Annotated in this window: 19 protein-coding genes; 4 read left to right on the forward strand and 15 right to left on the reverse strand. The window is 61.6% G+C overall.

Features of this window, described 5'->3' with window-relative positions:
• Positions 1-1423, reverse strand: a 1423-nt coding sequence (gene mnmC / locus PMI40_RS19760; RefSeq protein ID WP_040502515.1) for an FAD-dependent 5-carboxymethylaminomethyl-2-thiouridine(34) oxidoreductase MnmC, incomplete at its 3' end; no start/stop codon positions are given.
• Positions 1424-1571: 148 nt separating this feature from the next.
• On the opposite strand from mnmC, the gene PMI40_RS19765 reads away from it, so the two are divergent.
• A complete protein-coding gene (locus PMI40_RS19765) occupies positions 1572-2276 on the forward strand; it encodes a GntR family transcriptional regulator (RefSeq protein WP_008119027.1) in 705 nt (234 codons plus the stop codon).
• The gene (locus PMI40_RS19770) at positions 2273-3208 is read left to right on the forward strand and encodes an AEC family transporter (RefSeq protein WP_008119028.1); all 936 of its coding nucleotides are present in this window, start codon (positions 2273-2275) and stop codon (positions 3206-3208) included. The genes PMI40_RS19765 and PMI40_RS19770 overlap by 4 nt, the downstream gene beginning before the upstream one ends.
• Here the strand turns inward: PMI40_RS19770 and PMI40_RS19775 are convergent.
• The 11 genes from PMI40_RS19775 to istA all read right to left on the reverse strand — a co-directional run bounded on the left by PMI40_RS19775 (position 3164) and on the right by istA (position 20099).
• Positions 3164-4729, reverse strand: a complete 1566-nt coding sequence (locus tag PMI40_RS19775; RefSeq protein WP_051001856.1) for an EAL domain-containing protein — start codon at positions 4727-4729, stop codon at positions 3164-3166. The genes PMI40_RS19770 and PMI40_RS19775 overlap by 45 nt on opposite strands.
• Positions 4730-4842: 113 nt before the next feature.
• The gene (locus PMI40_RS19780) at positions 4843-7683 is read right to left on the reverse strand and encodes an EAL domain-containing protein (RefSeq protein ID WP_008119031.1); all 2841 of its coding nucleotides are present in this window, start codon (positions 7681-7683) and stop codon (positions 4843-4845) included.
• 149 nt (positions 7684-7832) lie between these two features.
• Complete coding sequence (locus PMI40_RS19785; protein WP_040502519.1) at positions 7833-8978, reverse strand: GTP-binding protein; 1146 nt, start codon at positions 8976-8978, stop codon at positions 7833-7835.
• 65 nt (positions 8979-9043) lie between these two features.
• On the reverse strand, positions 9044-9730 hold the full coding sequence (gene ribA, locus PMI40_RS19790; RefSeq protein ID WP_008119034.1) for a GTP cyclohydrolase II: 687 nt from the start codon (positions 9728-9730) through the stop codon (positions 9044-9046).
• A gap of 94 nt (positions 9731-9824) precedes the next feature.
• Positions 9825-10718 carry an alpha/beta fold hydrolase gene (locus PMI40_RS19795; protein WP_008119035.1) on the reverse strand — a complete coding sequence of 298 codons (894 nt, stop codon included), beginning with the start codon at positions 10716-10718 and terminating at the stop codon, positions 9825-9827.
• Positions 10715-11890 (reverse strand): glycosyltransferase family 9 protein, encoded by a 1176-nt coding sequence (locus tag PMI40_RS19800; protein ID WP_008119036.1) that lies wholly within the window; start codon positions 11888-11890, stop codon positions 10715-10717. Before PMI40_RS19800 ends, PMI40_RS19795 begins: the two co-directional genes overlap by 4 nt.
• The gene (locus PMI40_RS23020) at positions 11880-14015 is read right to left on the reverse strand and encodes a tetratricopeptide repeat-containing sulfotransferase family protein (protein ID WP_008119037.1); all 2136 of its coding nucleotides are present in this window, start codon (positions 14013-14015) and stop codon (positions 11880-11882) included. The genes PMI40_RS19800 and PMI40_RS23020 overlap by 11 nt, the downstream gene beginning before the upstream one ends.
• Before the next feature lie 117 nt (positions 14016-14132).
• Positions 14133-16256: an autotransporter outer membrane beta-barrel domain-containing protein gene (locus tag PMI40_RS19815; RefSeq protein WP_008119038.1), complete on the reverse strand. Its 2124-nt coding sequence runs from the start codon at positions 16254-16256 to the stop codon at positions 14133-14135.
• A 414-nt stretch (positions 16257-16670) separates the two neighbouring features.
• Positions 16671-17558, reverse strand: a complete 888-nt coding sequence (locus PMI40_RS23460) for a serine protease (RefSeq protein WP_157221625.1) — start codon at positions 17556-17558, stop codon at positions 16671-16673.
• A 253-nt stretch (positions 17559-17811) separates the two neighbouring features.
• Entirely contained in the window at positions 17812-18564 is a 753-nt protein-coding gene (gene istB / locus PMI40_RS19825; RefSeq protein WP_008119041.1) for an IS21-like element helper ATPase IstB, read from the reverse strand.
• Positions 18565-18566: 2 nt separating this feature from the next.
• Positions 18567-20099, reverse strand: a complete 1533-nt coding sequence (gene istA / locus PMI40_RS19830; protein WP_040502537.1) for an IS21 family transposase — start codon at positions 20097-20099, stop codon at positions 18567-18569.
• Positions 20100-20496: 397 nt separating this feature from the next.
• Here istA and PMI40_RS19835 point away from each other — a divergent pair, with 397 nt between their 5' ends.
• Positions 20497-21438, forward strand: a complete 942-nt coding sequence (locus tag PMI40_RS19835) for a hypothetical protein (RefSeq protein ID WP_008119046.1) — start codon at positions 20497-20499, stop codon at positions 21436-21438.
• 28 nt (positions 21439-21466) lie between these two features.
• Here the strand turns inward: PMI40_RS19835 and PMI40_RS23465 are convergent, their stop codons facing one another.
• The 3 genes from PMI40_RS23465 to PMI40_RS19840 all read right to left on the reverse strand — a co-directional run bounded on the left by PMI40_RS23465 (position 21467) and on the right by PMI40_RS19840 (position 23084).
• Positions 21467-21721: a type II toxin-antitoxin system Phd/YefM family antitoxin gene (locus PMI40_RS23465; protein ID WP_081496500.1), complete on the reverse strand. Its 255-nt coding sequence runs from the start codon at positions 21719-21721 to the stop codon at positions 21467-21469.
• A 201-nt stretch (positions 21722-21922) separates the two neighbouring features.
• On the reverse strand, positions 21923-22192 hold the full coding sequence (locus PMI40_RS24130; protein WP_008119047.1) for a hypothetical protein: 270 nt from the start codon (positions 22190-22192) through the stop codon (positions 21923-21925).
• A gap of 40 nt (positions 22193-22232) precedes the next feature.
• Entirely contained in the window at positions 22233-23084 is an 852-nt protein-coding gene (locus tag PMI40_RS19840; RefSeq protein ID WP_008119048.1) for a hypothetical protein, read from the reverse strand.
• A gap of 60 nt (positions 23085-23144) precedes the next feature.
• Here PMI40_RS19840 and PMI40_RS19845 point away from each other — a divergent pair, with 60 nt between their 5' ends.
• Positions 23145-23945, forward strand: coding sequence for a hypothetical protein (locus tag PMI40_RS19845; protein WP_157221626.1), 801 nt, complete (start codon positions 23145-23147; stop codon positions 23943-23945).
• The last annotated feature ends 42 nt before the right edge of the window (positions 23946-23987 follow it).

Here is a 23987-nt window from a genome sequence, read left to right on the forward strand (position 1 = left end):
CCGCCTGCAGCGGCAGGCCGGCAGCAGGCAACAAGGCCTTGGCCTGTGCCCCGGCAGCCAGGATCACCACCGGCGCGGCCGCGATCACGTCGCCTTCGCTCGCCACGGCCTGCCACTGCTGGCCATTGCGCACCAGGCTGGCCACGGTACGCCCGAAGTGCTGGTGCAAGCGCGCCTGGGCGTGCGCCACAAACAGCAGGCGGCGGCACAGCGAGGGCGGATTGAGCCATCCGGCCCGTTCGAACAGGTAGCCACCGGTCGCCACCGGCATGCCCAGCAGTGCCGCTGCCTGGTCCTGGCCCAGCCAGCGCGCATAGTGCGGAGGGTAATTCCACTGCGCGGCGGCCAGCTCGAACGACGTCGCCTGCTTGGCGTCGCGTCCCAGTTGCAACACCCCGCACTGCTCGCCGGCCACACCGTCGGCTTCGGTACGGTCCAGGCCGATCCCGCCCAGCCACTGCCAATGATTGAGCGCGTACAGGTAGGCGGCGCGACTGAGCCTGGCCAGCGGACTCTCGTCACGCGCCAGTGCCGGCATGAACAATCCGCCGTGGTTACCCGAGGCGCGTTGCGCCGGGCCATCGCAGGCATCGATAAGGTCGATGCGCCAGCCCCGGGCGGTGAGCCGCTCGGCGGCGGCACAGCCGGCCAGGCCGGCACCGATCACCAGTGCATGGCGGGCGTGCGGCGGCTGGCGCAGCAGGGGCGTGTTGCTGGTGGCGACATGCGCTGCCGGACGGACCCAGGCGGGCGCATAGTGCAAGGCCATGGCCTGCGGCAGCCGATGCGCTTCGAACCCGTTCTGGCGCATCGCCTGCGCCGTCGCCTGGTCGCCCTGATAGACCAATGCATGGGCGCCGGTCCAGGCCTGGCGTGCCAGGCGCTTGCACTGGTACGGGTTCCAGCCGGACGCAAGCGGATCGAAGCGGGTCGGGTCGGCATGCAGGTAGAATAGGTCGGTCGGCGCATCCAGGCGCGCCAATTCCTCGTCCATCTCGCCCAGCACCAGGGTCAGGGTGACTGCGCCATCGGCCAGCATCACGCGGTGGGTGCCAGGCAAGGGCAATGGCCAGGCCGCCTGCAACTGGCGGGCGGTGTGCTCCAGTTGCGGCCACTGTGCGTGCAGCGCGGCCAGTTGCGCCGGGTCGCACGGATGCGGCACGATCGCCACGTAGTGCAGGCGCTCGGCCCCGCCTTGCTCACGCCATCGGGCAAAGCACTGCCAGGTCAGCAGGAAAGCCAGCCCGGCGCCGAAATGCAGGTCGACGACGGTGGCGCACTGTTGCTGCCGCAGGCAGTCTTGCAACCCGGCCTCGGGGCAGTCCAGCAGTTCGGCGAGCAGCTCGGGGTTGCTGGCGAAGGGATCGGAGCGCCATAGGGCGACTAGCTCGTCGGTGGCGGCGGTAAGGGGCTTGGCAGGCATGAAAATGATTGGGCGGGCGCGGCGCGGATGCGCCATGGCGCGAGCTCGCCATTCTACGCTGCCCAAGCGCGGGCCGCCGCTTGACAGGCCATCACGCCCTCCCTATTCTGTATACAGAATACAAATATCGTTGTCACTCCCGCCTTCCATGTACAAGATCGATTCCGCCACGCAACTGATCGAGCAAGTCTACGATGCCCTGCTGGACGCCATCTGTTCCGGTGCGCTGGCACCCAACCAGAAGATCACCCAGGAGGGCATTGCCGAGCAGCTGGGGGTATCGCGCCAGCCGGTACACCAGGCGTTCCAGTTGCTCAAGCGCCAAGGGTTCATCGCCGACGCCGCCCGTAAGGGGGTGATGGTCACCGCCATCGACGCGCAGCATCTGTTGCAGCTGTACCAGGTGCGTGCGGTGCTCGACGGCCTGGCCGCGCGCGCCGGTGCCGAGCGCTGGAAGCACGACGCCCAGGCCTGCAGCCTGGGTCAACGCGAAGGCCAGGCGTTGCTGGCCCGCGGTCGCGCAGCCGGCGCCCGCGACGACCTGTCGGCCTGCATCGTGGCCGACATGGATTTCCACCAGTTCATCTATCGCAGTTGCGGCAACCCGGTGGTGGCCGAGACCACCGCCATCCATTGGCACCACATCCGGCGCGCCATGGGCGCCTTCCTGTCGGCACAGGTGCGTTCGCACGTGGCGGTATGGGCCGAGCACGAAGCCATCCTGCAGGCGATGATCCAGGGACGTGGCGCACTGGCCGACAAGCTGGCGCGGCAGCACGCCGAAAGTTCGGCGCAACGGCTGGCGCAGGTATTGGCCAGCACCGATGGCGCGGCCGGGCGCGCTTGTGCATGATCGCCATCTTCAACATCGTCTTTCCGATCTTCTCGCTGATCCTGCTGGGCTGGTCCTGCCGTCGCCGCAAGATCCTGTCGGACAACGCCGCCAGCGAGCTGAACCGCTTCGTCATCTACCTTGGCCTGCCGGCACTGCTGTTCGACTCGATGTCGCGCCTGTCGGCGGCGGACTTCGCCAACCTGCGTTTCATCGCGGTGTTCGCCGCCGGCGTGGCCATCGTGTTCGTGCTGACCGCCTGGATCCGCATCCGCCAGCAAGCGGCGGCGCCCGATGTGATTATCGACAGCCTGGGTACCTCCTACGCCAACGTCGGCTTCATCGGCATTCCGCTGTCCTACCTGGCCTTCGGCACGGACGGCTTGCCGCCGGCGGTGATCGCCATGGTGATGACCGCCTGCCTGCTGTTTGCCGTGGCCATCGTGCTGCTCGAGACCTGCCTGCACGTGCAGGCCGGCGTACTACGCACCATCGGCAAGGTCGGCCGCTCGCTGGTGCGCAACCCGATCATGATCGCGCCCCTGGCCGGCATCGTGGTGGCGTTGTCGGGCCTGGCGCTACCCAGCGGGGTACAGCAACTGTTCAAGATCCTGGGTGCCGCGGCCAGTCCCTGCGCGCTGGTGTCGCTGGGGCTGTTCCTGGCACAGCCACCGCGCCACGGCGCCAGTGCGCCGGTCGGGCTGCTGGTGGCGTTCAAGCTGCTGCTGCAGCCGGCCATCACGGCCATATTGGCCTACTGGGTATTGCCGCTGCCGCGCCTGTGGGCCGACAGCGCGATCTTGCTGGCGGCCATGCCGATCGGCACCGGCCCGTTCATGCTGGCCGAACTCTACCAGCGCGAGGTGGCCGGCATGTCGCGCGCGATCCTGATCTCGACCACGCTGTCGCTACCGACGATTGCCCTGATCCTGGCCTGGATCGCCCATCGTTGAGACGATCCTGTCGGCCTGGCAGAAGGTGAGGAAATGATCGGCCGGCAACGCCTTGGAAAACAGCCATCCCTGCCCGAATTGGACCCCGCGCTGGCGCAGGTAGTGTGCCTGCTGCACGGTCTCGACTCCTTCTGCAACGATCATCAGGCCAAGCGACTTGGCCATGTCGATGATGTGGTCGATGACGCCACTGGCGGACGTATCGGAGGCGATCATGTCGACGAACGATTTGTCGATCTTCAAGCCATCCACCGGCAGCGTCTGCAGGTAGGACAGGCTCGAATAGCCGGTACCGAAGTCGTCGATCAGGATGCGGTGGCCATTGGCACGCAAGCCGCCGATGGCCGCGCGCGCGAGCTCGGCGTTCATGAACCCGCGCTCGGTCATCTCGAGCCAGATCTGGTTCGCCGCCAGGCCGTGCAGCGCCATCAGGCAGGCCAGCTCGCGCCGCGCGCTGTCGTCGTCGATGTCCTGCGCACTCAGGTTGATCGAGATATGCAGCCAGGGATGGTGCCGCAGCAACGGTCCCATGTCCTGGATCACGGCCTGGATCACCTGCACCGTGATGCGTCCGACCAGCCCGTGCCGCTCGGCCTCGGCGATGAAGACATCGGCGGTGATCCAGCGCCCGCTCGGATGCTGCCAGCGTGCCAAGGCCTCGGCACCGATGCAGCGGCCGCTGGCGAGGTCGATGAGCGGCTGGTAGACCACCTGCAGTTGGCGCCGGGCGAGCGCCACACGCAGCTCCCCGGCCAGCGACAGCCGGCGGCGCAGCCAACCCGCAAGCCCGCCCAGGCCCGCCAGCGAGCATAGCGCCGCCAGTGGCAGCATGGCCCATCGCTGGCGGGTGGCGGCGTGGGCGACCTGCTGCATCGGTAAGGTGGCGACGATACTGAAGATGCCATCGGCATGCGTCACGCGCAACCGCTCGCCGTCGTCGCCAGCCTGCTGGCGGTGGGCGATGGCCTCGCCGGCCGCCGTGGCCACGGCCAGCCCCACCTGGTCGGGCACGGCGATGTCGACGAACCTGCCCGGCGCGACATAGGCGTAGTAGCCACTGCCCGCTACGCTGACCAGGCGGGTGCCCGGACTGGCCAGCGAGAAACCGGCGGCCCGCAGTTGCACCCCGGGGCCGACCACGGTGTGCGTCGGTGACAGCCGCATCGCCTGGTTGACCTCGCCCCAGGAATTGCACAGCAGTTGGTCGTCACGCTGGAAACCGATCTCTTCGATGAAACGGACATCGATGGTGCCCGCGCGCATGCGGGCAACGTCGGCGGCGCTACAGCGTGGTCCGGCCGGTGCCTCCAGGCCGTCCAGCGTCGCCCTGACCTGCTCGACGATGGTGTGGCCGCGCTCGGCCGCCAGCTCGACCAGGCGCGACAACCCGGCGCGCTGCTGGGCTTCGGCGCGCTGCCATGCCCAATTCCATGCCAGCGCGGCCGGCAGCACCACGCATACGGTGCCCAGCACGACGGCGGTAGCCAATATGGAATAGCGAGTGAGCTGCACGAATGTCATCCCGGGTGATATCCGGGACACCATACACGATAGTTCCCGGCAGGCAACCCATTATTGGGCCGTAGACGATCCGTTATTATATTGATAAGGGGGCAATACGCCCCTGTATTCCGCTAGATGGAGATGCGCTCCTGGCGCAGGATCTGTTCGAACCGGTCGGCGGCCACCGGCGGGCTGAAGAGGTAGCCCTGGATCTCGTCGCAGCCGTAATGGCGCAGGTAGTCGAGCTGCTCGTCGGTTTCCACCCCCTCGGCGATCACCTTGAGCTTGAGGTGGCGTGCCAGCGAAATGATGGAGGCCGTGATGGCCGCGTCGTCGGCGTCGCTGGTGATGTCGCGCACGAACGACTTGTCGATCTTGAGCACATCGATGGGGAAGCGCTTCAGGTAGGCCAGCGATGAATATCCGGTACCGAAGTCGTCGATCGACAGCCGCACGCCGAGCTCCTTGAGACCGTTCAGAATGCCGATGGCGTGCTCGACATCGGTCATCATCAGGCTTTCGGTCAGTTCCAGTTCGAGCGAGGCCGGCGGCAGGCCGGTATCGTCGAGCACGTCGCCGATCGAAGAGACCAGGTCCTTCTGCAGGAACTGGCCCACCGACAGGTTGACCGATACACCGATGCCGTCGTGGCCGTCGAGCTGCCACTGCCGGCATTGGGCGCACGCGGTGCGCAACACCCAGGCGCCGATCGGCAGGATCAGGCCGGTCTCTTCGGCCAGGCCGATGAAGCGCGCCGGCGACACCATGCCCAGCAGCGGGTGCTGCCAGCGGATCAGCGCTTCGCTACCGACCACGCGGCCACTGGCCAGGTCGACCTTGGGCTGGTAATGCAGCACGAATTCGTTGTTTTCGAGTGCGCTGCGCAGGTCGCCTTCGATGCGCAGGCGCTCCAGCGCCTGCTCGTTCATGGCCGGCGTGTAGAACTGGAAGTTGTTGCGCCCGGTCTGCTTGCCGCGGTACATGGCGATGTCGGCATGCTTGATCAGCGTCTCGCCATCGGTGCCATCGGCCGGATAGCAGGCCACGCCGATGCTGCAGGTCATGAACAGCGTATGGCCGCCCAGCGTGATGGGGGCCGCCACCGCGTCCATGATGCGCTGCAGGCTGCGGGTATCGAGCGTCAGTTCGTCCTGCTCGGGCAGGATCATGATGAATTCGTCGCCACCCAGGCGCGCCACCGAATCGGCCTCGCGCACGGCCGCCCGCAGGCGGCCGGAAACGGTGCGCAGCAAGGTATCGCCCGCCTTGTGGCCGAGCGTGTCGTTGACGAACTTGAAGCGGTCGAGATCAACGAACACCACCCACAGCGCCTGCTTCTGCCGTTCGGCATTGCCGATGGCCTGCTCCAGATGGTGGCGCAGCATATGGCGGTTGATCAGTCCGGTGAGGGTATCGCGGCTGGCCTGGAACTCCAGCTCGGCCTCGTAGCGCTTCATCGACGTGATGTCATATAGCGCCGCCACGAAATGCGTCACCTCGCCGCGCTCGTCCTTGACCGGTGCGATGTAGAAATCGTTCCACAGCTCGGAACCATCCTTGTGGTAGTTGCGTAGCACCACGTTGTACTCGCGCTTGTCGCGCATGGCCATCCACACCGTCTCGAAGCCATCCGGGTCGCTGTCGCGCCCTTCCAGGAAACGGATGCTCTTGCCTACCGCCTCGGAGGCGCTGTAGCCGGTGATGCGGCCGAAGGCCGGATTGACGTACTCGATGGCATAGAGCGGTTCCTGCGCCGACAGGATGATGGTGGCGTTGGCACTGGCCTCGATGGCCTGGTGGCGCAGCAGCAACGCACTTTCGGCCTGGCGCCGCGCCAGGATGTCGTCCGACAGCAGTGCATTGGTATGGCGCAGCTCGGCCGTCTTTTCTTCGACCAGGCGCTGCACCCGGCGCGAGCGCATGGAGATCGATCGCAGGTAGGCCGCCGACAGCACCGACGACAACAGGCCGGCGATGAGGATCAGCAACGAACCGTAGTGATCGGCAAACACCGAATGCGGCGGCACGCTCACTTCCATATGCCAGGTCTGCCCGGCCACATCGAACTGGGTGCTGCTGCGCGAGGGCTGGCGAAACAGCGAAGCCAGGCCCATCAGGTCGCCCCAGGCGTGCCCGCGTACCTGTTCGCTGGCGCGCTGGAACACCAGGGTGGAGTCGTCGGCCTGGGGGCCGACATGCACCCGCAGGCCGATCTCGCGGTCCTCGAGCAGGCCGGCGCCGCTGAGGATCTTGTCCACCAGTTCGGTCACTTGCAGTACCGCCGTGGTGGCACCGATCATGGCACTGCGCCGGCCTGCTCCGCCGGCATCGGCCTGGCCGCCCCGATACACCGGCTGCATCAGCAACAGCCCGCGCTGGTCGGCGGGCGACTGTGCCAGGCGCAGCGGCAGGCTTGAGGCAGGACGACCGCTTTGCAACGCGCTATTGAGCGCCTGCATGACCGAGGGGTTGCCCGACTGGTCCAGGCCCAGCGCGGCTTCATTGCCCCTGACCGGCTCGATGTAGTCGACTGCCAGGTAATAGGACCGCTCCGGCGCCGGCACCAGTTTGTCATCGAGCAGCACGGTGATGCCGAAACCGGGCACCTGCCCCTGGCGCAAGGCCTCGAACACGGCCCGGTCCTGCCCGGCGACGAAGCGCTGGAAGCCGAAGGCGCGCACATAGGGATAGCGCTCCAGCAACGGGGTGGTGAATTCGCGGAATTGTTCGCGGGTGGGATCGCCCACGGTACGGTAGAAATGGTTGATCACGGACAGCACCTGCACCGCTTCTTCCAGCCCGCGCTGTATGGTGAAGGTGCGCAGCGCGGCACGACGCTCGAAGTCGAGGTTGACGGCGTCGTCCTCGAGCCGGCTGGTCGCCACGAAGACTGCCACGGTTGCGCACACGCCCAACATCAACGCGAGTGATGCCGACAACGTCGCCCCCAGCTTGTTGATCACACGCTGCATACCTGTTTCGTTATCCCTGTCCGATACTGATCATAGCTGCTCTTCCAAGGATTATCGGCAGCTTGCCAACTATTTTTATTGGCATCGAACAAATAAATCCAATGCAGCGTTGCAATACGGCAATATCGAGCAGCCGCCCGGCACGACATTCAGTAGTGATAGGGCGAGGACTGTTGCTTTTTGTGCTCTTGCTGCGTGATGGCCTGGGCCTGCATGAACGCATCGAACGAGCGCTCGATGGTGGCGCGTTCGATATCGCGGGTAATGAAGACGATGCGGCTGCGGCGGTCCGCGGACGGCCAGGCAGGCAGCGTCACGGTGGGATGGAAGATATGTTGCACGCCGTGGATCACGGTCGGCAGGTCCTGGCCGGCCAGGTTCAGGATGCCCTTGATGCGCAGGATGTTGGGGCCCTTGAAGCCGACCAGCAAGCTCAGCCACTCGTCGAACAGCGCCGGCTCGATGGGCGCATCGAAGGTGAAGCAGAAGGCGCGGATGTGGTCGTCGTGGCGATTGACATCATGGTCGTGATGATGATGCCCGTGGTCGTGCCCGTGATGCCCGTGGTCATGCGACTGGTGCGCCTGGGCGTCGTCGGCGAACGCCTCGTCGTTGAGCCAGCGCGCCACATCCGGCGTCTTCTCGCCAGGCCGGAACAGGCCCGCATCGAGCAAGCGGGCCGCGTCGATATCGCCGTGCCGGGGCAGGTATTGGGGCGCTCCCGGATTGAGCGTACGCAGGCGCGCCTGCAGGCCCGCCAGCGTGGCCTCGTCGGCCAGGTCGCTCTTGGTCAGCAACAGGCGGTCGGCCACCGCTGCCTGCTGCACGGCCTCGATGTGATTGTCCAGCGTGGCCATGCCGTTGACGGCATCGACGGTGGTGATGACGCCGTCGAGCCGGTAGCGTTCGGCAATGAAACTGTCGGTCATCAGCGTATGCAGGATCGGTACCGGCGAGGCCAGGCCGGTGGTCTCGATGACTACCCGGTCGAACTTGCGGCGTCCGCCCTCGGCGAAACGCCAGGTAATGTCCTTGAGGGTCTTCTTGAGGTCACCCCGGATGGTGCAGCACAGGCAGCCGCTGCTCATCTCGACCACGGTCTCGTCCTGGCTGTGCGCCACCAGCAGATGGTCCAGGCCGATCTCGCCGAATTCGTTGATGATCACCAGCGTGTGCTTCATCTCGGGCTGGTGGATCAGGTGGTTCAGCAGCGTGGTCTTGCCGCTGCCCAGAAAGCCGGTCAGCAGCGAGACCGGGATCGGCGTGTCGGGGGCGGGGCGATGGGCTTGGGTCATGGCGTGGATGGTCAATTGGGGGTCACAAACGACAGACGGACCGCGCGGGTCCGTCTGGGCATCGGTCATTCGTTGTCGTGCAGGTCGAGCGGCACTTTCTCGGGTTGTTCGGCAGGGCGCGCCAGGCCTGGCAGCAGATGGCCGAGCTTCCTGGCCTTGGTACCCAGGTAGCCGATATTGAAGGGGTTGTGGTTGGCGATGAGCGGGATACGCTCGGCTACCTTGATGCCGCTGTCTTCCAGCGCCTTGACCTTGCGCGGGTTGTTGGTCATCAGTCGCAGGCTGTTGACGCCCAGGTGGGCCAGCATCGGCAAGACGATGGTATAGCGTCGCATGTCGGCCGGAAACCCCAGTTGCTCGTTGGCCTCGACCGTATCGGCGCCGTGGTCCTGCAGGTGATAGGCGCGCACCTTGTTGAGCAGGCCGATGCCACGACCTTCCTGGCGCAGGTAGAACAGCACGCCGCGGCCTTCCTTGGCGATCTTCTCGAGCGCGGCCTCGAGCTGGGCGCCGCAATCGCAGCGCTGCGAGAACAAGGCGTCGCCAGTGAGGCATTCGGAATGCACGCGCCCCAGCACCGGCTGGCCGTCGGCGATATCGCCCAAGGTCAAGGCCAGATGTTCCTTGCCGGAAACTTCGTCATGGAAGGCATGCAACTCGAAGGTGCCCCACGGCATGGGCAGTTGGCACGAACTGACGAATTCGAGTTTTTCTTCCGGGGCTTCGGCGCCGGCCTGGATCGATAACGACATGACAACCTGCTTTCAATACGGATGCGGTGAACCGCGTATCTTACCTCGCGGCCGGTTTTCTTTCAGTCATGTGCAGATGGGGCCGACCTGGGCGCTATTCAACTCGGCCCGGCGCCGGGCCCTTGATCACCTCATCCATCTCTGGCCCGTGCAACAGGCCACGCCATCGGGCGACCCAGCAGCAGTCATGGTCGACGCCGTCGAGCATCACCAACCTGGCCCTGCGGGCATCGGTCATGCGCAAGAGAAACGCCCGTGCCACGTCCGGCCCGACCACGTCATCCTCGGCACCGGCAAAATGCACCTGCGCAATCGTACTTACCTGGCGGGCGACGTCGCCCGGGTCCAGCGACTGGTCGAGCCTTTCCAACCCGTCACGCCGGGTCCAGTAATCCAGGTCCAGATTGGCCGCTACGGTCACGATCGCGGCAACGTCCTTGCGGCGGGACGCCACCAGCACCGCCAGCGCGCCGCCGCCGGAATACCCCACCAACACCACCCGGGTCGAATGCGTGCTTTGCTTTTCCTGGTCGATCGCCTGGTCGATCGATGCCACGATCACCGGCGCATAGCGCGCCGACGTCCAGTAGCGGCGCTCGCAATGGCGGCCATGCCCGGGCATGGTGTACTGGCACGGTCGGGCCAGGTAGAGCAGCTTGCCGTTGCGATCGTCGGCCAATGCCAGGCGCAACGCCAGCGGGGAACTCGGCGTCGGGTCGGCAGAGGCTTGCGAAGCGTTGAGATAGGCGCGGCCGTCTCCCTCCAGGTAGACCACCAGCGGCCCATCGCCGGATCGCCTCGACGGAGCTGCCGCCGCGATATCGAACGCAGGAGTGTCGATCAGATAGCTTTGCCAGCCTGCGGCTTGCGTCAGCTGCCGCAACAGGTCCTGGCGATCCTGCAGCGAGGCGCACCCCGTCTGCAGCAAGCCGGCCAGTATGACCAGCCATCCCAGCACGCGCACGCTGCGCCGGCGGTGCACTCTCATGCGACGAAACGGTGCAACTGCTCGGCCACCCGCGCTACCACATCGTCCCAATGGCCACGCGTGGACTGGCGGAACAAGCGCGTGCCCGGATACCACGGCGACTCCTCGCGCTCCAGCAGCCAACGCCAGTCGGGCACCATGGGCAGCATGACCCAGGTCGGCCGCCCCAGGGCGCCGGCCAGGTGCACCGGCGAGCTGTCCACCGAAATGAGCAGGTCGCATAACTGGAGCACGGCCGCTGTGTCATCGAAATCCATCAACTCGTCCCCCAGCACCTCCAACCTCAGACCCGCAGGTGGCTTGATTGCCTGGGCGGCAGCCGGGCCCTTCTGCACCGAGATCAGACTGATGCCACGCGCCGCCATGGGCGCCAGCGGCGACAGCTGCTCCAGCGTCATGGATCGGTTGCGGTCGTTGTCATGCGTGGGGCGTCCAGCCCAGGCTAGCGCAACCCACGGACGGCGCAGCTGGTGCAACCTCTGCCGCCACCGCTGCACCCTGGTCGGATCTGCCTGCAGATAAGGCACGCTCCCGGGCAACTCCTCGAGGCGCAGGCCCAGGGCGCGCGGCAAGCTCATCATCTGGCAGTGCGCGTCGAACGGAGGCGGCAATTGTCCCTGCGGCACCACCACGTCGATTTCCGGCAAGCGGCGCGCGAATGCCGCCTGCTCGGGCTGGATCTGCACCACGATGCGCGCCTGGCTCTGGCGCCTGGCGCGCTCGACCAGGCGGATGAACTGGAAGGTGTCGCCATATCCTTGCTCGTCATGGATCAACAAGGTCTTGCCGGGCATGTGTTGTCCATTCCAGGGTGGAGCCTTGATCTTGCGATCCATGTGCCGTGTGTGGCCCAGGCTGTAGCGGTACTGGTAGTGCTGCCAGCCGCGCTCGAAATCCCCCAGCAGCAACAAGGTCTCGGCCAGGTCGAAGCGCAGGTCGACATTGCCCGGGGCGCTGTCGACCAGGCGTTGCTGGATGTCGCGCGCCGACATGACGTGTCCCTGCTGGCGCAACGACAAACCCAATGTGCGCCAGATCGGCAACGTGGCGTAACCGGCATCGATCAGTGCGCGCGCCATTCGCTCGCAGTGCTCGAATTGGCCGGCCGAAAAGGCGTCGGCCATGCGTTGCTGGTGCGCGGCAAAATCGGCGCCGTTCATCTCATCGGTCATGGGTGACCCCGTTTGCGTGCGGTTCGCGCAGTGCCTCCCGCAGTACCGACAGCACCGGCGAGGACGGCAGCACGGCGGCCAGTGCGGCGGCCTCCCGGCGCCTGAGTGCCAGTTGCGCATGCGCCGGAAGCCGGCAAGGCACGCCGCGAAAGGCGGCGACCTGCGCTGCCACCTGTGCTGGATCGGCGAGCAGCCGGGCGTGATCGATCTCCAGCAATTGCCCCGCCGGCAGGTGCGAGGTCCAATGCTGCACCAGCCGCTCGTGCCGGCGATGATAGACACCCAGCTCGGGCAGCGCGCGGGGAAAGGCGGGACCGAATCCCGGCGGCTCCCGATAGCCTGCCAAACAGGTCTCGACCGGGTCGCGCCGGCAGACGATGAAACGCGCTGCGGGGAACACCCGGACGATGAAGCCGACCAGCAGCGAATTGACGTGGCAGGCGTCGACCAGGTCATCAGTGGGGGCGGCGCAATCAAGATAGTATTGCGCGAGCTCGGCGTAATCGTCGTCGCTCAGCTCGAGCGCGATCTCCAGGCTGCTGGCCAACGGTTGCTGGTCCTGTGCGAGGCTGGCGAGGATATGCCCCATCAGGTCGTAGCGGTCTTGACCGGCAAATGCGCCACCGCACAACATCGAACGTATCAGGTCCGCGCCGCAGTGCGGCATGCCGAGCACGAACACTGGCGAGTCCGTGGCATGATTGCGCGCCACGGTGGCAGGCAACGACCAGCTGGCGATCGAATGTTCGACCAATGCGGCAAACTGTCCTGCGTCGAATGGATGCGCTCGCGCTTCCAGTGCATTGGCCATCCCATAGGCGGCCAATGCCGCATCGCCATCGCCGCCGGCGAGCATGGCGTGCCCCCATGCACGATGCAACGCCACGCTGTCGCGCCATCCCCTGCCCTGCTGTCGACCTTGTTCCCGCATGGCATGCAGTCGATCGATGTCATGCGGCGCCAGCGCTTGCCCCGTCAGTTCTGCCAAGGCCTGCCAGGCAGTGGCGCTGGATGGCACCTGATCCAGCAGCCTTCCCAGGTCAAGACAGGCTTGTTCGGCCTGTCCGGTGCGCGCCAGCGCCTGCGCATGTGCAATCGACACGACGGGTTCCTGCCGCGCGACGGCGTCGCGTGCGCGCCCGGTAGCCGCCAGGGCTTGCGTGTCGTGGCCGCGCATGGCGTACAGGCGCGCCTGCAGCAAGTGATCGCGCCACTGCCGTGGCCCGGGCAATGCCTGCATGGCTTCCTCTGCCGCCAGCAGGTCGCCGCTATCGAGCAGCAGGTCCACGCGCAGGCGCAACGCCTCCTCGCAGGCGGGACTGAAACTGAGGAGCTTGTCCACTTCCCGCAGCGCACCTGGTATCCGTGCGCGTTGCGCGTGGAGACGGGCCAAGACGAGATACGCTGCAATGTTCTGCGGGTTCAAATCGAGCACCTGCCGTGCGCTCTCGGCGGCGGCGTCGAACTGGCCCAGTTCCAGTTGCAGGCTGGCCAGATTGGCGTAGGCCGCTTCATGCATGGGATCGCGCTCGATGGCTGCCGCGTAGCTCAGCATGGCCTCGTCGAGGCTTCCCATCAGCTGTCTGGTATTGCCCAGGTTGTTGAGCACGTCCGCATTGTCGGGGGCCGCGGCGGCGGCGGCCGTCAACAGTTCGGCACTGGCATCGAGCTGCCCGGCTTGCTGCAGGATGATGCCCAGGTTGCACGACGCCGCCGGGTGACCGGGCGACAGCGCCAGGGCCTTGCGGGCTGCCTGCTGCGCGCGCCCCAGCAATCCGGCCTGGCGACTGACCTCGGCATTGTTACTGTGAAAATCAGCCGAGGCGCCAGGCTGCGCGCAGGTCAGTTCCAGCAGCCGCAACGCATCTGCGATATTGCCTTCGGCATGCGCCATCAGGCCGAGCAAGTGCAGCGCCGGTGCATGCAATGGCGCTACCTGCAATACCTGCTCGCACAGCATCGAGGCCTGGGCCGGCTGGCCGGCACGCCAATGGGCATAGGCCGTTTCCAGGGACTGATCGATCCTGGTCAGGGCGCTGGTCAGTCGCGCGGCCTCGGCCAGTGGCGTTAGTTGCGACGGCAGTGGCGGCGGCGAGCGATCGGGCCGTGATCTTTTGTCGGACAACCGGAGCTCCTTGCGAACGAAAGGCCGGACAACGATGTTACCCGAATGGCGCGTCCTCATCGGAGGACGAAAAAAAGGCCCGGCATGCAGCCGGGCCTGGTCAATCCTGCTGCGCGATCAGAAATCGTAGCGCATCTTGACCGAGGCGGTCTGGCTTCGGAAGCGGGAGCGCAGGTCACCTTCGTAGCCGACCGCATACGACAGGTTATTGCTGCGCTGTAGCGTGCCACGCAACACGATGTGCGCCCCATCCTTGGGCAGCCGTTCGGCGGTCGACACAAAGCTTACGCCTCCCATGCTGGAGGTGGTGGCAATGGCATCGTTGCTGAACGAATGCACCCAGCCGGTTTGCCAGTCGCCGGTCAAACGGCCCCAGCCGGTGTCGGTATAACTGCTCAGGCGCACCCCCAGTTCGCTGTCGAGGTTACTGAAGCCCTGGCGTTGCACGTTCAGGCTCGCCGCACCCAATCCGCTTTCGCTATAGCCGTCGTTGCTGATGCGGGCCGCTTGCAGCGAGAGCAACGGGGTGACGGTCAATCCTGCCGACATCGGCAAGTCGTAACCGGTCTCCAGCTTGGCCTGGGCCTGCCAGCCGCGATAGCTGGCGCTGGCGGTGCCCAGGAAATCGACCGCGCGCGCCTGGTCGTAGTTGTTGCGCGCCACCGAAGCGATACCGCTGAGATAGCCTTGGCCGCCACGCGGGCGCCATGAACCATAGGCGGCCAGCTGGTAGCTGTCCAGCTTGACGTCGCTGCCGGTGTTGCTGCCCTCGCCCTTGAGGTCGTTATGCAACCAGGCCAGGGCACCGCCCAGGACCACCTGCGGGCCCAACTGGCGGTCCGCACCGAGGATCAGTCCATAGCCGGAGGAATGGAAACCGCCCGCTTGTCCGGTGCCGTTCATGGATGCTTTGTTACCCAGCAACTGTCCCCACAGGCCGGTGCCGTCGGTCGACGAGCCGGCCGCCTTGGCCGTGGGCCTTCCAGCCAGCAGCGTCACTTGCCGTTGCGAGATGGCGCCGGACGACAGCGCGTATGAAGCGCCCCCGGACAACGCTTGCGGCAGTGGTGTCGGACCCGACAGCTGCTGCAGGGCACGCCCCTGGGGCGCTGCCTGCAACATCGACAGGCCGGTCAGGATCAACGCGTAGTCAGCATTGCCGGACAGCCTGTCAAGTACCGGCCCGATGGGCACGGCCGAGCCGCCGACGCCGTTTGCCCTGGATGTCCAGTTCGATGCCACGGGCGCCGCAGGTATCGATGGCGAGGAAGGATCGGTCGGGGCGACGATCTGGCTCAATGTGACGACGAGGTTGTTGCCGCTCACCGCACTGGTCACCGAATACCCTGCCGCCGATGCTACCGCAGTGCTGGTCACCCCCCCGGCCGCCGTGATGATGGTATAGGAGGTGGCGTTCTGGCCACTGACAGGCACCAGCACGATGGTGCCGCCGTTGAGCGTAGCCGTGCCCGAGATGGACAAGCGCGGGAACGCGCTGGCGGAAGTCGCCGCGAAGATCAGTGAGCCGCCCGTTTGCAGGTAATTGCCCGAGACGCTGCGGTTACGCACGAACTTGAGCGTGGCGCCGTTATTGAACACCTTGTTGGAGGCACTGACCGTCATGTTGCTGTCGAGCAGAGTGCTGCCACCGGCAAATTCGATATCGCCGGCATTGTTGTAGACCACCGCATTGTTGCCGCCGCCGGTGATGGTTCCGAAGCCGTTGGCAGCGCCCACGATGGTCATGTTGCCGGTGTTATAGGCAGAAATGGAGCCGTAGATGGTGCCATTGTTGACGATGGTGCCGATGCGGATATTCTCGGCGATGGCCCAGGCGCTCGGCGACATGATCAGGCCATTGTTGACCAGGGTGTCGATGCCGCGGCTTTGCGTCCACACGGCGACGTAGGTGTCGGTGATGGTGCCGTTATTGACCAGCAACGACAGGGGCGAGCCCGAACCGGTGACACCCACACCGGCGGTAAAACCGTTGAAATTGCCGCCCACACCATCGATGGTGGCATTGTTGGTCAAGGTGCCGCCCGCGTTGGACCAGGTCAGTCCCTGCGTGCAAGAGGTATTGACTACCGCGACGTTGGTACCGCAAGGCGCGGCCGACGCCTCCAGGGTCGCCGTCAGGGCCAGCGCCGAAGCGCCGATGACAATACTATTTCGAACAGTGGAACGGGGCCTGGAAAAACAGGCAGGCCTTCTGGCTGCGTGACTGCGACTACCCGACATTACAATTTCCCTGGAAGCGTCGATGGGATCACCACCGCCATGAGTAGGTATTCTTGTTGTATCTATAAGTTTTCATTATTGTTGTCATTTGTCATGAGTATGCCTGCTCCTCCTCCGCGCCAAGCCCAAAAATAAAAAGGGTTTTATTCCTTTATTCCAGCTCAGGAGGGCCGACGAAACGAAACGTCTTGACGTCTATCTTGCGCCGCTTGCGCCCCCGGACAACAGGCCTGCTCACCCTGCCGACTCCGCTGCCCGGCAGCGACAAGGGGACTAACGTGCAGCACGTTCGTAGTTGGTGGCAGGCCTGGGCGTTTGCATCTTCGACCACCAGAGTGCCTTGCTGCGATCATGCCCGGCGTGCGGGCAATCAAACGCTGCCGGATTGCCCAGCGATGGCGCCAATGCCTCACGTCATTTCGGCGGTCGCCAATTGGACATCACCCATTCTTGCCTTGGCGGTTCCCAATTGGACTTCACCCATACTGTCCCGGATTGATCGGTGGAGTTGGTGGAGGCAATGGCTGGCCCCGGCCTGGAAGGATGGGTGGCATTGGTCGAATCTGGCTGACTGCCTGCCGCTTTTCCGCTGAAGAGTCCTTTGACCAGTTCCCAGATGGGACGCATGTTTACCCCACTGTTGGTATCCCGCCCGGAACCAAAATTCAACGCGACGACCTTGTGCGAGTCGGCTGAAATCACGGGAGCTCCGGATGCTCCCGACGCTGAGTCAGCCGTGTAGTCAACCGACTCACGGGGGTAGCGTGGATCAATGTCCCTATCCACATAGACGCGATTGACACGACTAGGTTGCGCTCGACCGCTAGCGTCGTCGGAGAGCGTGATCGTCTTGTGAAATTGCGTCTCCAACGTGCCGTCGGGGTGATGCTTTTCCACCCTGCCATGCTGAGGAAGATAGATTTTCTGGCCTGGCTTTGCCCCTTCGGCATCTAATTCGAGATAGCCGAATTGCTTCATCTTGTCGACCTGCGACGGATCAAACGTGATAACTGCAACATCAAGCCTTTGCTTGGTGCTTATATCAGGGCGCAAGCTTCGCTCCCAGGGGGCAGGGCTATAACGGACAAGCTCTTCGGCATTTACGCTCGTGACCCTGCCGGCAGGATCGGTAAATTGCATGCTGTAGTCGCGCATATCTGGCGTCGTCAGGACATGTGCGTTGGTCATCACGTGATTGCCCGGACCGACGCGAAAAACCGTGCCTGCTTCTCCTGTTTTGTTATTTACAATCCGGCCGACCGACAAGGAATGTCTAAATTTTTCATTATCTGTTAGTGCCACCTGCGATGCAGGTATTCGATCGTCCTTATTGAAAACGGCTCGACCGGATCTGTTAGATATTCCTGGATCCTGCCTTGCCAATGGACTTGCTGCAAAACTGCATATTTCGGCCCCTCATGGACACCTAGTTCGGTCAGAGGTGGACACTCACTTTGGAACCAGCTGGGCAGCATGCCGGCGAGCTGGACACACTGCCGACAACTCGACCACCGAAACGGCTATCTGGACAACCGTTTCGGCGATGTAGACACTGTTATGTCTCAGCAATCATTTTCTTACCTTGCAATTTCCTCATTGACTCCCCTTTAAGTTGGATCTTGTAGGCTTGGTGAACAACACGATCCAGGACCGCATCCGCGATCGTCGGATCAGGGAAGATGCCATGCCACTTTTCCATTGGATATTGGCTGGTAATGAGTACCGAGCCTGTACGAGAACGTCTGTCGACCACGTCAAGCAGCACTTGCGCCGCTGCAGGAGTCATCTCCCCCATTCCGAAATCATCCAGGATAAGCAGAGCAGGCTTATAAAGTTGCGCCTTCAGTGATGGGAGCGATCCATCGAGCTGCGCTTCCACAACAGCAGCATACAGATCCGACACCCTATGGAACGCGACGGGCATCGCAAGCCGGCATGCCTGTTGGCCAAAGGCCGAACCTAGCCAGGTTTTTCCAACACCTGTGGCGCCCAGAATGATCAGATTCTGGTGTCGCGAGATCCAGCTGCAAGTTGACAAGGCTGCCACAAGTGTCTTATCTAGCCCGCGAGAGGCACGTGCATCAAGATCTTCCAATGAAGCCGCCTCAGGGAAGTTGGCAACTTTGATCAGCCTATTGAGCTTGCGTGACTTCCTGGAGGCAGTCTCGGCCTCAAGAAGCATCCCCAAGCGATCGTCAAAGGCAATGTTCTGCAGCTTCGGCTGCTGCGCTTGGAGTTCATAAGCTTCGGCCATGGCCGGGAGCTTCAATTCGCGGAGCTGGGTGGTGTTTTGTGGTTGACTACTCATGGTCATTCTCCGAAATATTCAGGCCCGCGCACGTTGTCGTGGGTGGGACGAGATTCACTGTCTTGGGCCTTGGCAGGACGCAAATCGACGTTCGTCTTGAAAACAGACTCCACGTTGCGAAGGCTTGTGATATGCAATCTCAGTGCATAGGCGCATACGGCCTCGAAGCGTTCATTCCCGTGTGTTCTTGCCAGGCTTCGCATCCGCTGAGCAGCACGAAGCCCGTTCGTCGGATCGCGTCGATCATGGAGGTGGTACGCGATCATCTTGTGGGCATTGGGGCCAACTGTTTCTGCCCAACGGGTCAGTTCTGCGGGTTCAGCCTCAGCGACGGCTATGTGCGAAAGCGGCCTGTGTTCTGGCTCGGTCACCGCGGCTCCCTGCTTCACTTGAATAAGGTGCATTGCGACGCGGCGGCCGGCCAGGAAGATTTCCATGATGGTCTGAGTGAATCTCAGATCCACTCGATTACCTGCCAGGTAGTAAGGGACAGAATAGAACGCCCCTTGATGCTCTACGTGATAATCCTGGCCAACTCGGACCTGATATCTCCAGTCACACAGCTCAAATGGTTGAGCCGGCAACGGGCGAAGCTTGACCCTCTCGGTATCTTCCATCCACTGATGCCGACATCCTTCCAGCTTCTTAAAAGGATGGTGATTGATCCTCTCACTCAGCGCATAAAGCTCAGTATTCAGTTCTTCGTAGGTAAAGAACTTTCGATGCCGCAGCCGAAATAGGAGCCGTTGTGCGATTTGAACGCCGACCTCCACCTTGGGCTTGCCCTTCGGCTTGCGACTTCTGGTTGGCCGGGCGGCGGTGCCATAGTGCGCTAGGCAGTCCCGATAGGTAGGATTGATGACGATGCGATCACGTTCTCTTCTCCATACACCGGCTTTTAGGTTGTCGTTCACGACCCAGGCCGGTGCTCCGCCCATGTACTCAAAGCACTTGATATGGCATTCAACCCAATCTGCCGTTTTTTGGCTGGGGACTGCATAGATAAACGTGTAGTTGGAATAGCCAAGCACACCAAGGAAGATCTGAGCTTCTTCGATGGCGCCTGTTTCGGCATCGTGGACATCGATGGTCCGCCCCGCAAAATCAACAAACAGCTTATCGCCCGGAAAATGAACGCGCCGCATGACGATGTGCAGTTTCCTGACGTGCTTACGATACCCCGAGGTAAATTGAGTGTAGCCAATGCCGGTCGGCTCGGATTCACGCCATTCTTGCCAGATATGCTCCAGGGTGGCGTCTTCTGCCTGCATCTCTTGATGGACCCATTCCCAATTTGGTGCTGGCTTCGGGGCGGCAACGCTGCGATCGTGAGTACCGATCACGGTGCGCCACTGATCATCATCGAGATCTTGGATGTCACTCCAATTAAGCGTTGTTGCTCGCAGTTTATTGCGCAAGACACCCACGGTCGTGGGAGAAATACCAACAGTGTCGGCGATGGTTCTATCTGAACTAGATAGCTCATAGAAGTGCAGCCGCGCTATTTCACGCTGCAAATAGATTTCTAGCCTCATAGGCATCTTCCAAGCAGCGCAGGAGTCGCGCCGCAAAAGGGTGTGCATTCCCCTTACGCTCTCCTTGACAGGAAAGACGTTGCAGCCGATACTCCTCCGCGAGATCTGAGATCTTTTCGGTTACGGCCGACGATAAAGCCCGAGTCTGGTCACTCGGGCTTTTCGCTTTTTTAGGGGGGATTTTTTGTTCTTAGTTACTGACTAGGTGAAAAATCTCCTCAAGTAATTGATGTTCGCGATGCCAAACATCGCCCACAGCAGCATTAAATTGCTGTCCACGTTGCCGAAACGCCGCCCATGTTGCCGAAACGATGCTGTTGGACGGTAACCAAACAATCGGTGGCTCATCCTACGCAGAACGTGTCGCGAAAACTACTAGGCTATCTGGACATTTGAAATGCCTTTTCACTTGGACGATCTAGATCTCGACAGCATCCCAGACCCCTATCATTCAGTGCTGAGGCGCATGGCCGCAGCGGTCGAAGACCGGGCTGTCACGCCAGCTGTTGCGATCAAAGTAATTCGCGAGCATTTGGTGCCGCTTCTTTCCGACGTGGACAGTGCTCTGGTCTCTATTCAGGGCCAGCCATCCTGGGACAAGATTCGGACCCTCTATCCGGCATTGGTATTTGCTTCCGAATCGCAGCAGAAGCAACTGTTGGCCGCGATTGGTCGATTGATTGAGTTGTTTGTGAGGCATTCGGACAGGCCGCCGCGGGAAATTGACTTCCCACCTTTTATCGAGGTTTTCTCGTTCAACCGAGTGTGCGGCTACCTCGGAGTCCCCATCGCCAAGCCACTTTTAGAAACCAATGACGGCACGAGGGATCTGTACCGTTTCTGCAAATATTGCTGGCTTCCTGCAAGGCGAAAGGACGTATGTGCCTTCCATACGACCAGTTTTGATGAGGCTTCAGCCGCCCGTAGTCAGCCGGCTTGTGCACATATATCTTTGAAGCAAGCGCAACGTCTGAGAACAGCCTTTGAGCAGCATGTGCTGGCCCTAACTACTCGGGACGAGATGGAATTCCACCAGTCAGGCTTTGACCTACCTGCGCTTCTACCGCCATCTGGCTTATCTCATTGGCTGGACGTACGGCGTCCTCATTTGGCTAGCCTAGTCAGGAAGCAGGCCGACACATCGGCTAATAGTCTTCGTATCCTGTCAGCCGTTCTTTATGGAGAGGAACTTGGAGCCAAGGTCGTTGAGGCGATAGGAGGGGCGGTTTACTTGTGGACGCCGATCACAACTAGGGCGGAAGGATGGTTGGCAGCCTGGGCGGCCAAATCGCCGAGAGGTGGCGCTCGCAGGCGTGGGATCAAGCTTTTGGAGGTATAGAAACGATGTACATCAGCTTTTTTCCCAATCACAGGAAGTCCGCTGGGCGGAGGCATATATTGGCACGTGGTACCTCGAATTCGACGTCAGCATTGCCGGGCATAGCAAGGTTGCTGGCGATGCTGCGCTTCAGCGCGAGTAAGCGTTGATATTCCAGGTAGCTGAGTAGAACATGGCTCGGTATGCCGCGGTCTGTAATAAAGACTGGTCCATTCTCGGTCGCAGCAATGGCCTTTTGCACATCTTGAGCAAAGTCTTGCGCGTGTAAGGAAGTAATTGCCACAGCAAACTCCTTTGGTGCAGAAATACCATGGTCAGGAAAAATACCAGGGGAGAATTCCTGGCTATAAAACACATGCCCCCGGGGCATGCTTTCGCAGAGGTCGCACCGGGGGCTCGCGCTTTCATGATAGCGTGGTTGCGGCAGTGTGGCTATGGTCCCTGTAAAAGCTCACCTCCCTGTAAAAGCTCACCTTTCAGGATTTCACCATGCCTTAATAACGCCTATAGCAGAGACAATTAATGCGACCAGCGCTAATAAAATCGCTCCGGCGGCAACTAGCAAATTGGCCGTAGCTATCATTCTGCTGTAGTAGAACTCCCTCATTTGGTTGATCATTTCCTCACGATTTGGCGAGATCTCCGGGAAATGACGCTTATGAGCCTCAATAACACGATGCTCGATTTCACGATGCATCTCCTGATTCCAAGAATCGGTCCAACCTACGAACCACCGAATTAGTAGTCTTTTCATGCTTGTTTTTCCTGAGCTTGAAATCGATGGGGACTTCTGGCTAAACAGCGTCAAGTGATTCCACTGCTTTGCACCTCAATCCGGCTTCGTTAATAAAGCGACGCAGGCGGCGGTCACGGGTAACGATCAGGTCGCAGTGAACAACTGGCAAGATCACGTGTTGAGTGTCGGCAGCGTCATTTGCATCAATTCTATTGTTTGTGAGCAAAGCGTTTCTATAACGAAGATCGTCGGCCAATATCGTTGGACAGGATTCCAATACCTGTCCAATCGACTCGGCAGCAAAGCGCGCCGCGGACTCTCTATATGCCAATGGTATAAATTGGCCTTGCCGGTCTCTTTCTGGCAAATGATCAAACAGCCATTCTCGATTGACGATGGCTTCGGCGCCAATCAAACCGGGATCTTCCTGAATCGCCTCGCGTGCGCCCTTTACCAACGCTAGTGCTTCGGCTAGCGGTGTCATGATCCGTGCCCGAAGTTGAGGATCAGTGACAAGCTGCTCAACGAACTCACCAAACTGTTCGCCAATGAATACTGGACCGCCATAAGTGGTCCACATCCCGGCTAGGCTATCGTGAAATGGCAATCGATCTTCTCCATTTTCGATCCATGCACCGGCATTAAAGAGATAACGAACTAACTCATTCTGCTTCACAAAGTTGTTGTTGCTGAGAAAGAGTGGTTGTAACTCGGTGATCATGGCGCTGTATGCTCGGCGCTCCTGGTTGTCACGAGCTTTGGCGTTCTCCACCATGTGCCATGCCGATAGCACCACTCTTGCAGAGAGCCGTGCAAGTTTCGACTGAAGCTCATGCCACACCCCCCAGTTCCCTTCAAGCCTGGCATGGTTTGCGTCAATCAGGACGTTATGATCGAAATAGACATACATGACTCATACTCGTGCAAAGATACAGGGTGTCAATTATTGGGGACCAGAATGAAAATGCGGATGAAGAAAAAGCGTTTGCGAAAGACTCTCGGCAGAGAGCTGCCTAAAGGCGTCATCCGTGTGCATGAACAGATTATCAGCGGATCTGTGTTCGCGAAGATTCCTCCAGCAGATCAATATGCATTGCTTCTCTTAGGGCACATTTTTCATGAGATTTCATGGCTTCAGCGGATGCTGTATATAGCACAGAAGAACATTGACGCCGAGTCTTCGATTGTCAAGGACGGGCATGCACTCCAGCTTATGTTTCTTACAAGGCTGATGTTAGGCAAGCTGATTGAGTTTGACACTCTTTTGCGAGACGAAAAAAGAATAGGCGACTTCTTGGTCACTAATTTCGTTCGTGAGTCTCCAGCGGAAGGACGGGCCGCGGTAGAAAGTGTCCTGGTGCAGTTTTCTTCTAACGCCTGGATTCGTAAAGCCAGGAACAAACATTTCAATCATTACCCCGTGTTCAATGATGTGAAAGTTGCTTTAAGCGACGTCAATGAACATTGGGACTTTCGTGTCTTTTATGGGGAACGAAGTGCGCACACGCTGTACGCAACAGCTGACGCCTTCGCAAATTTGGCATGGTTGAATCTTGCGGACCCTGAAGATCCGGCTCGGGGGCTTAACAAGGGATTGGAGCTTCTTCTGTCAATTGCCGGGGAGACCTTGGCGCTTATTGAGTTGGCATTAGGGCATTACCTGCGCGGGCCTCTTGCAAGAGAGGGGGACACCAGACAAATGGTCCTATCGGTGCGGCCGCTCTCCGAGCAGAGGTTCGATTTCTTTTCCGAACTTGCTGATGATGCCTAAGAGGCATGTCGGGATGGAAAATGACTCGCCCCTTCCGATCGC

This window comes from Herbaspirillum sp. YR522 (assembly GCF_000282575.1).
Classification (GTDB): domain Bacteria; phylum Pseudomonadota; class Gammaproteobacteria; order Burkholderiales; family Burkholderiaceae_D; genus Herbaspirillum.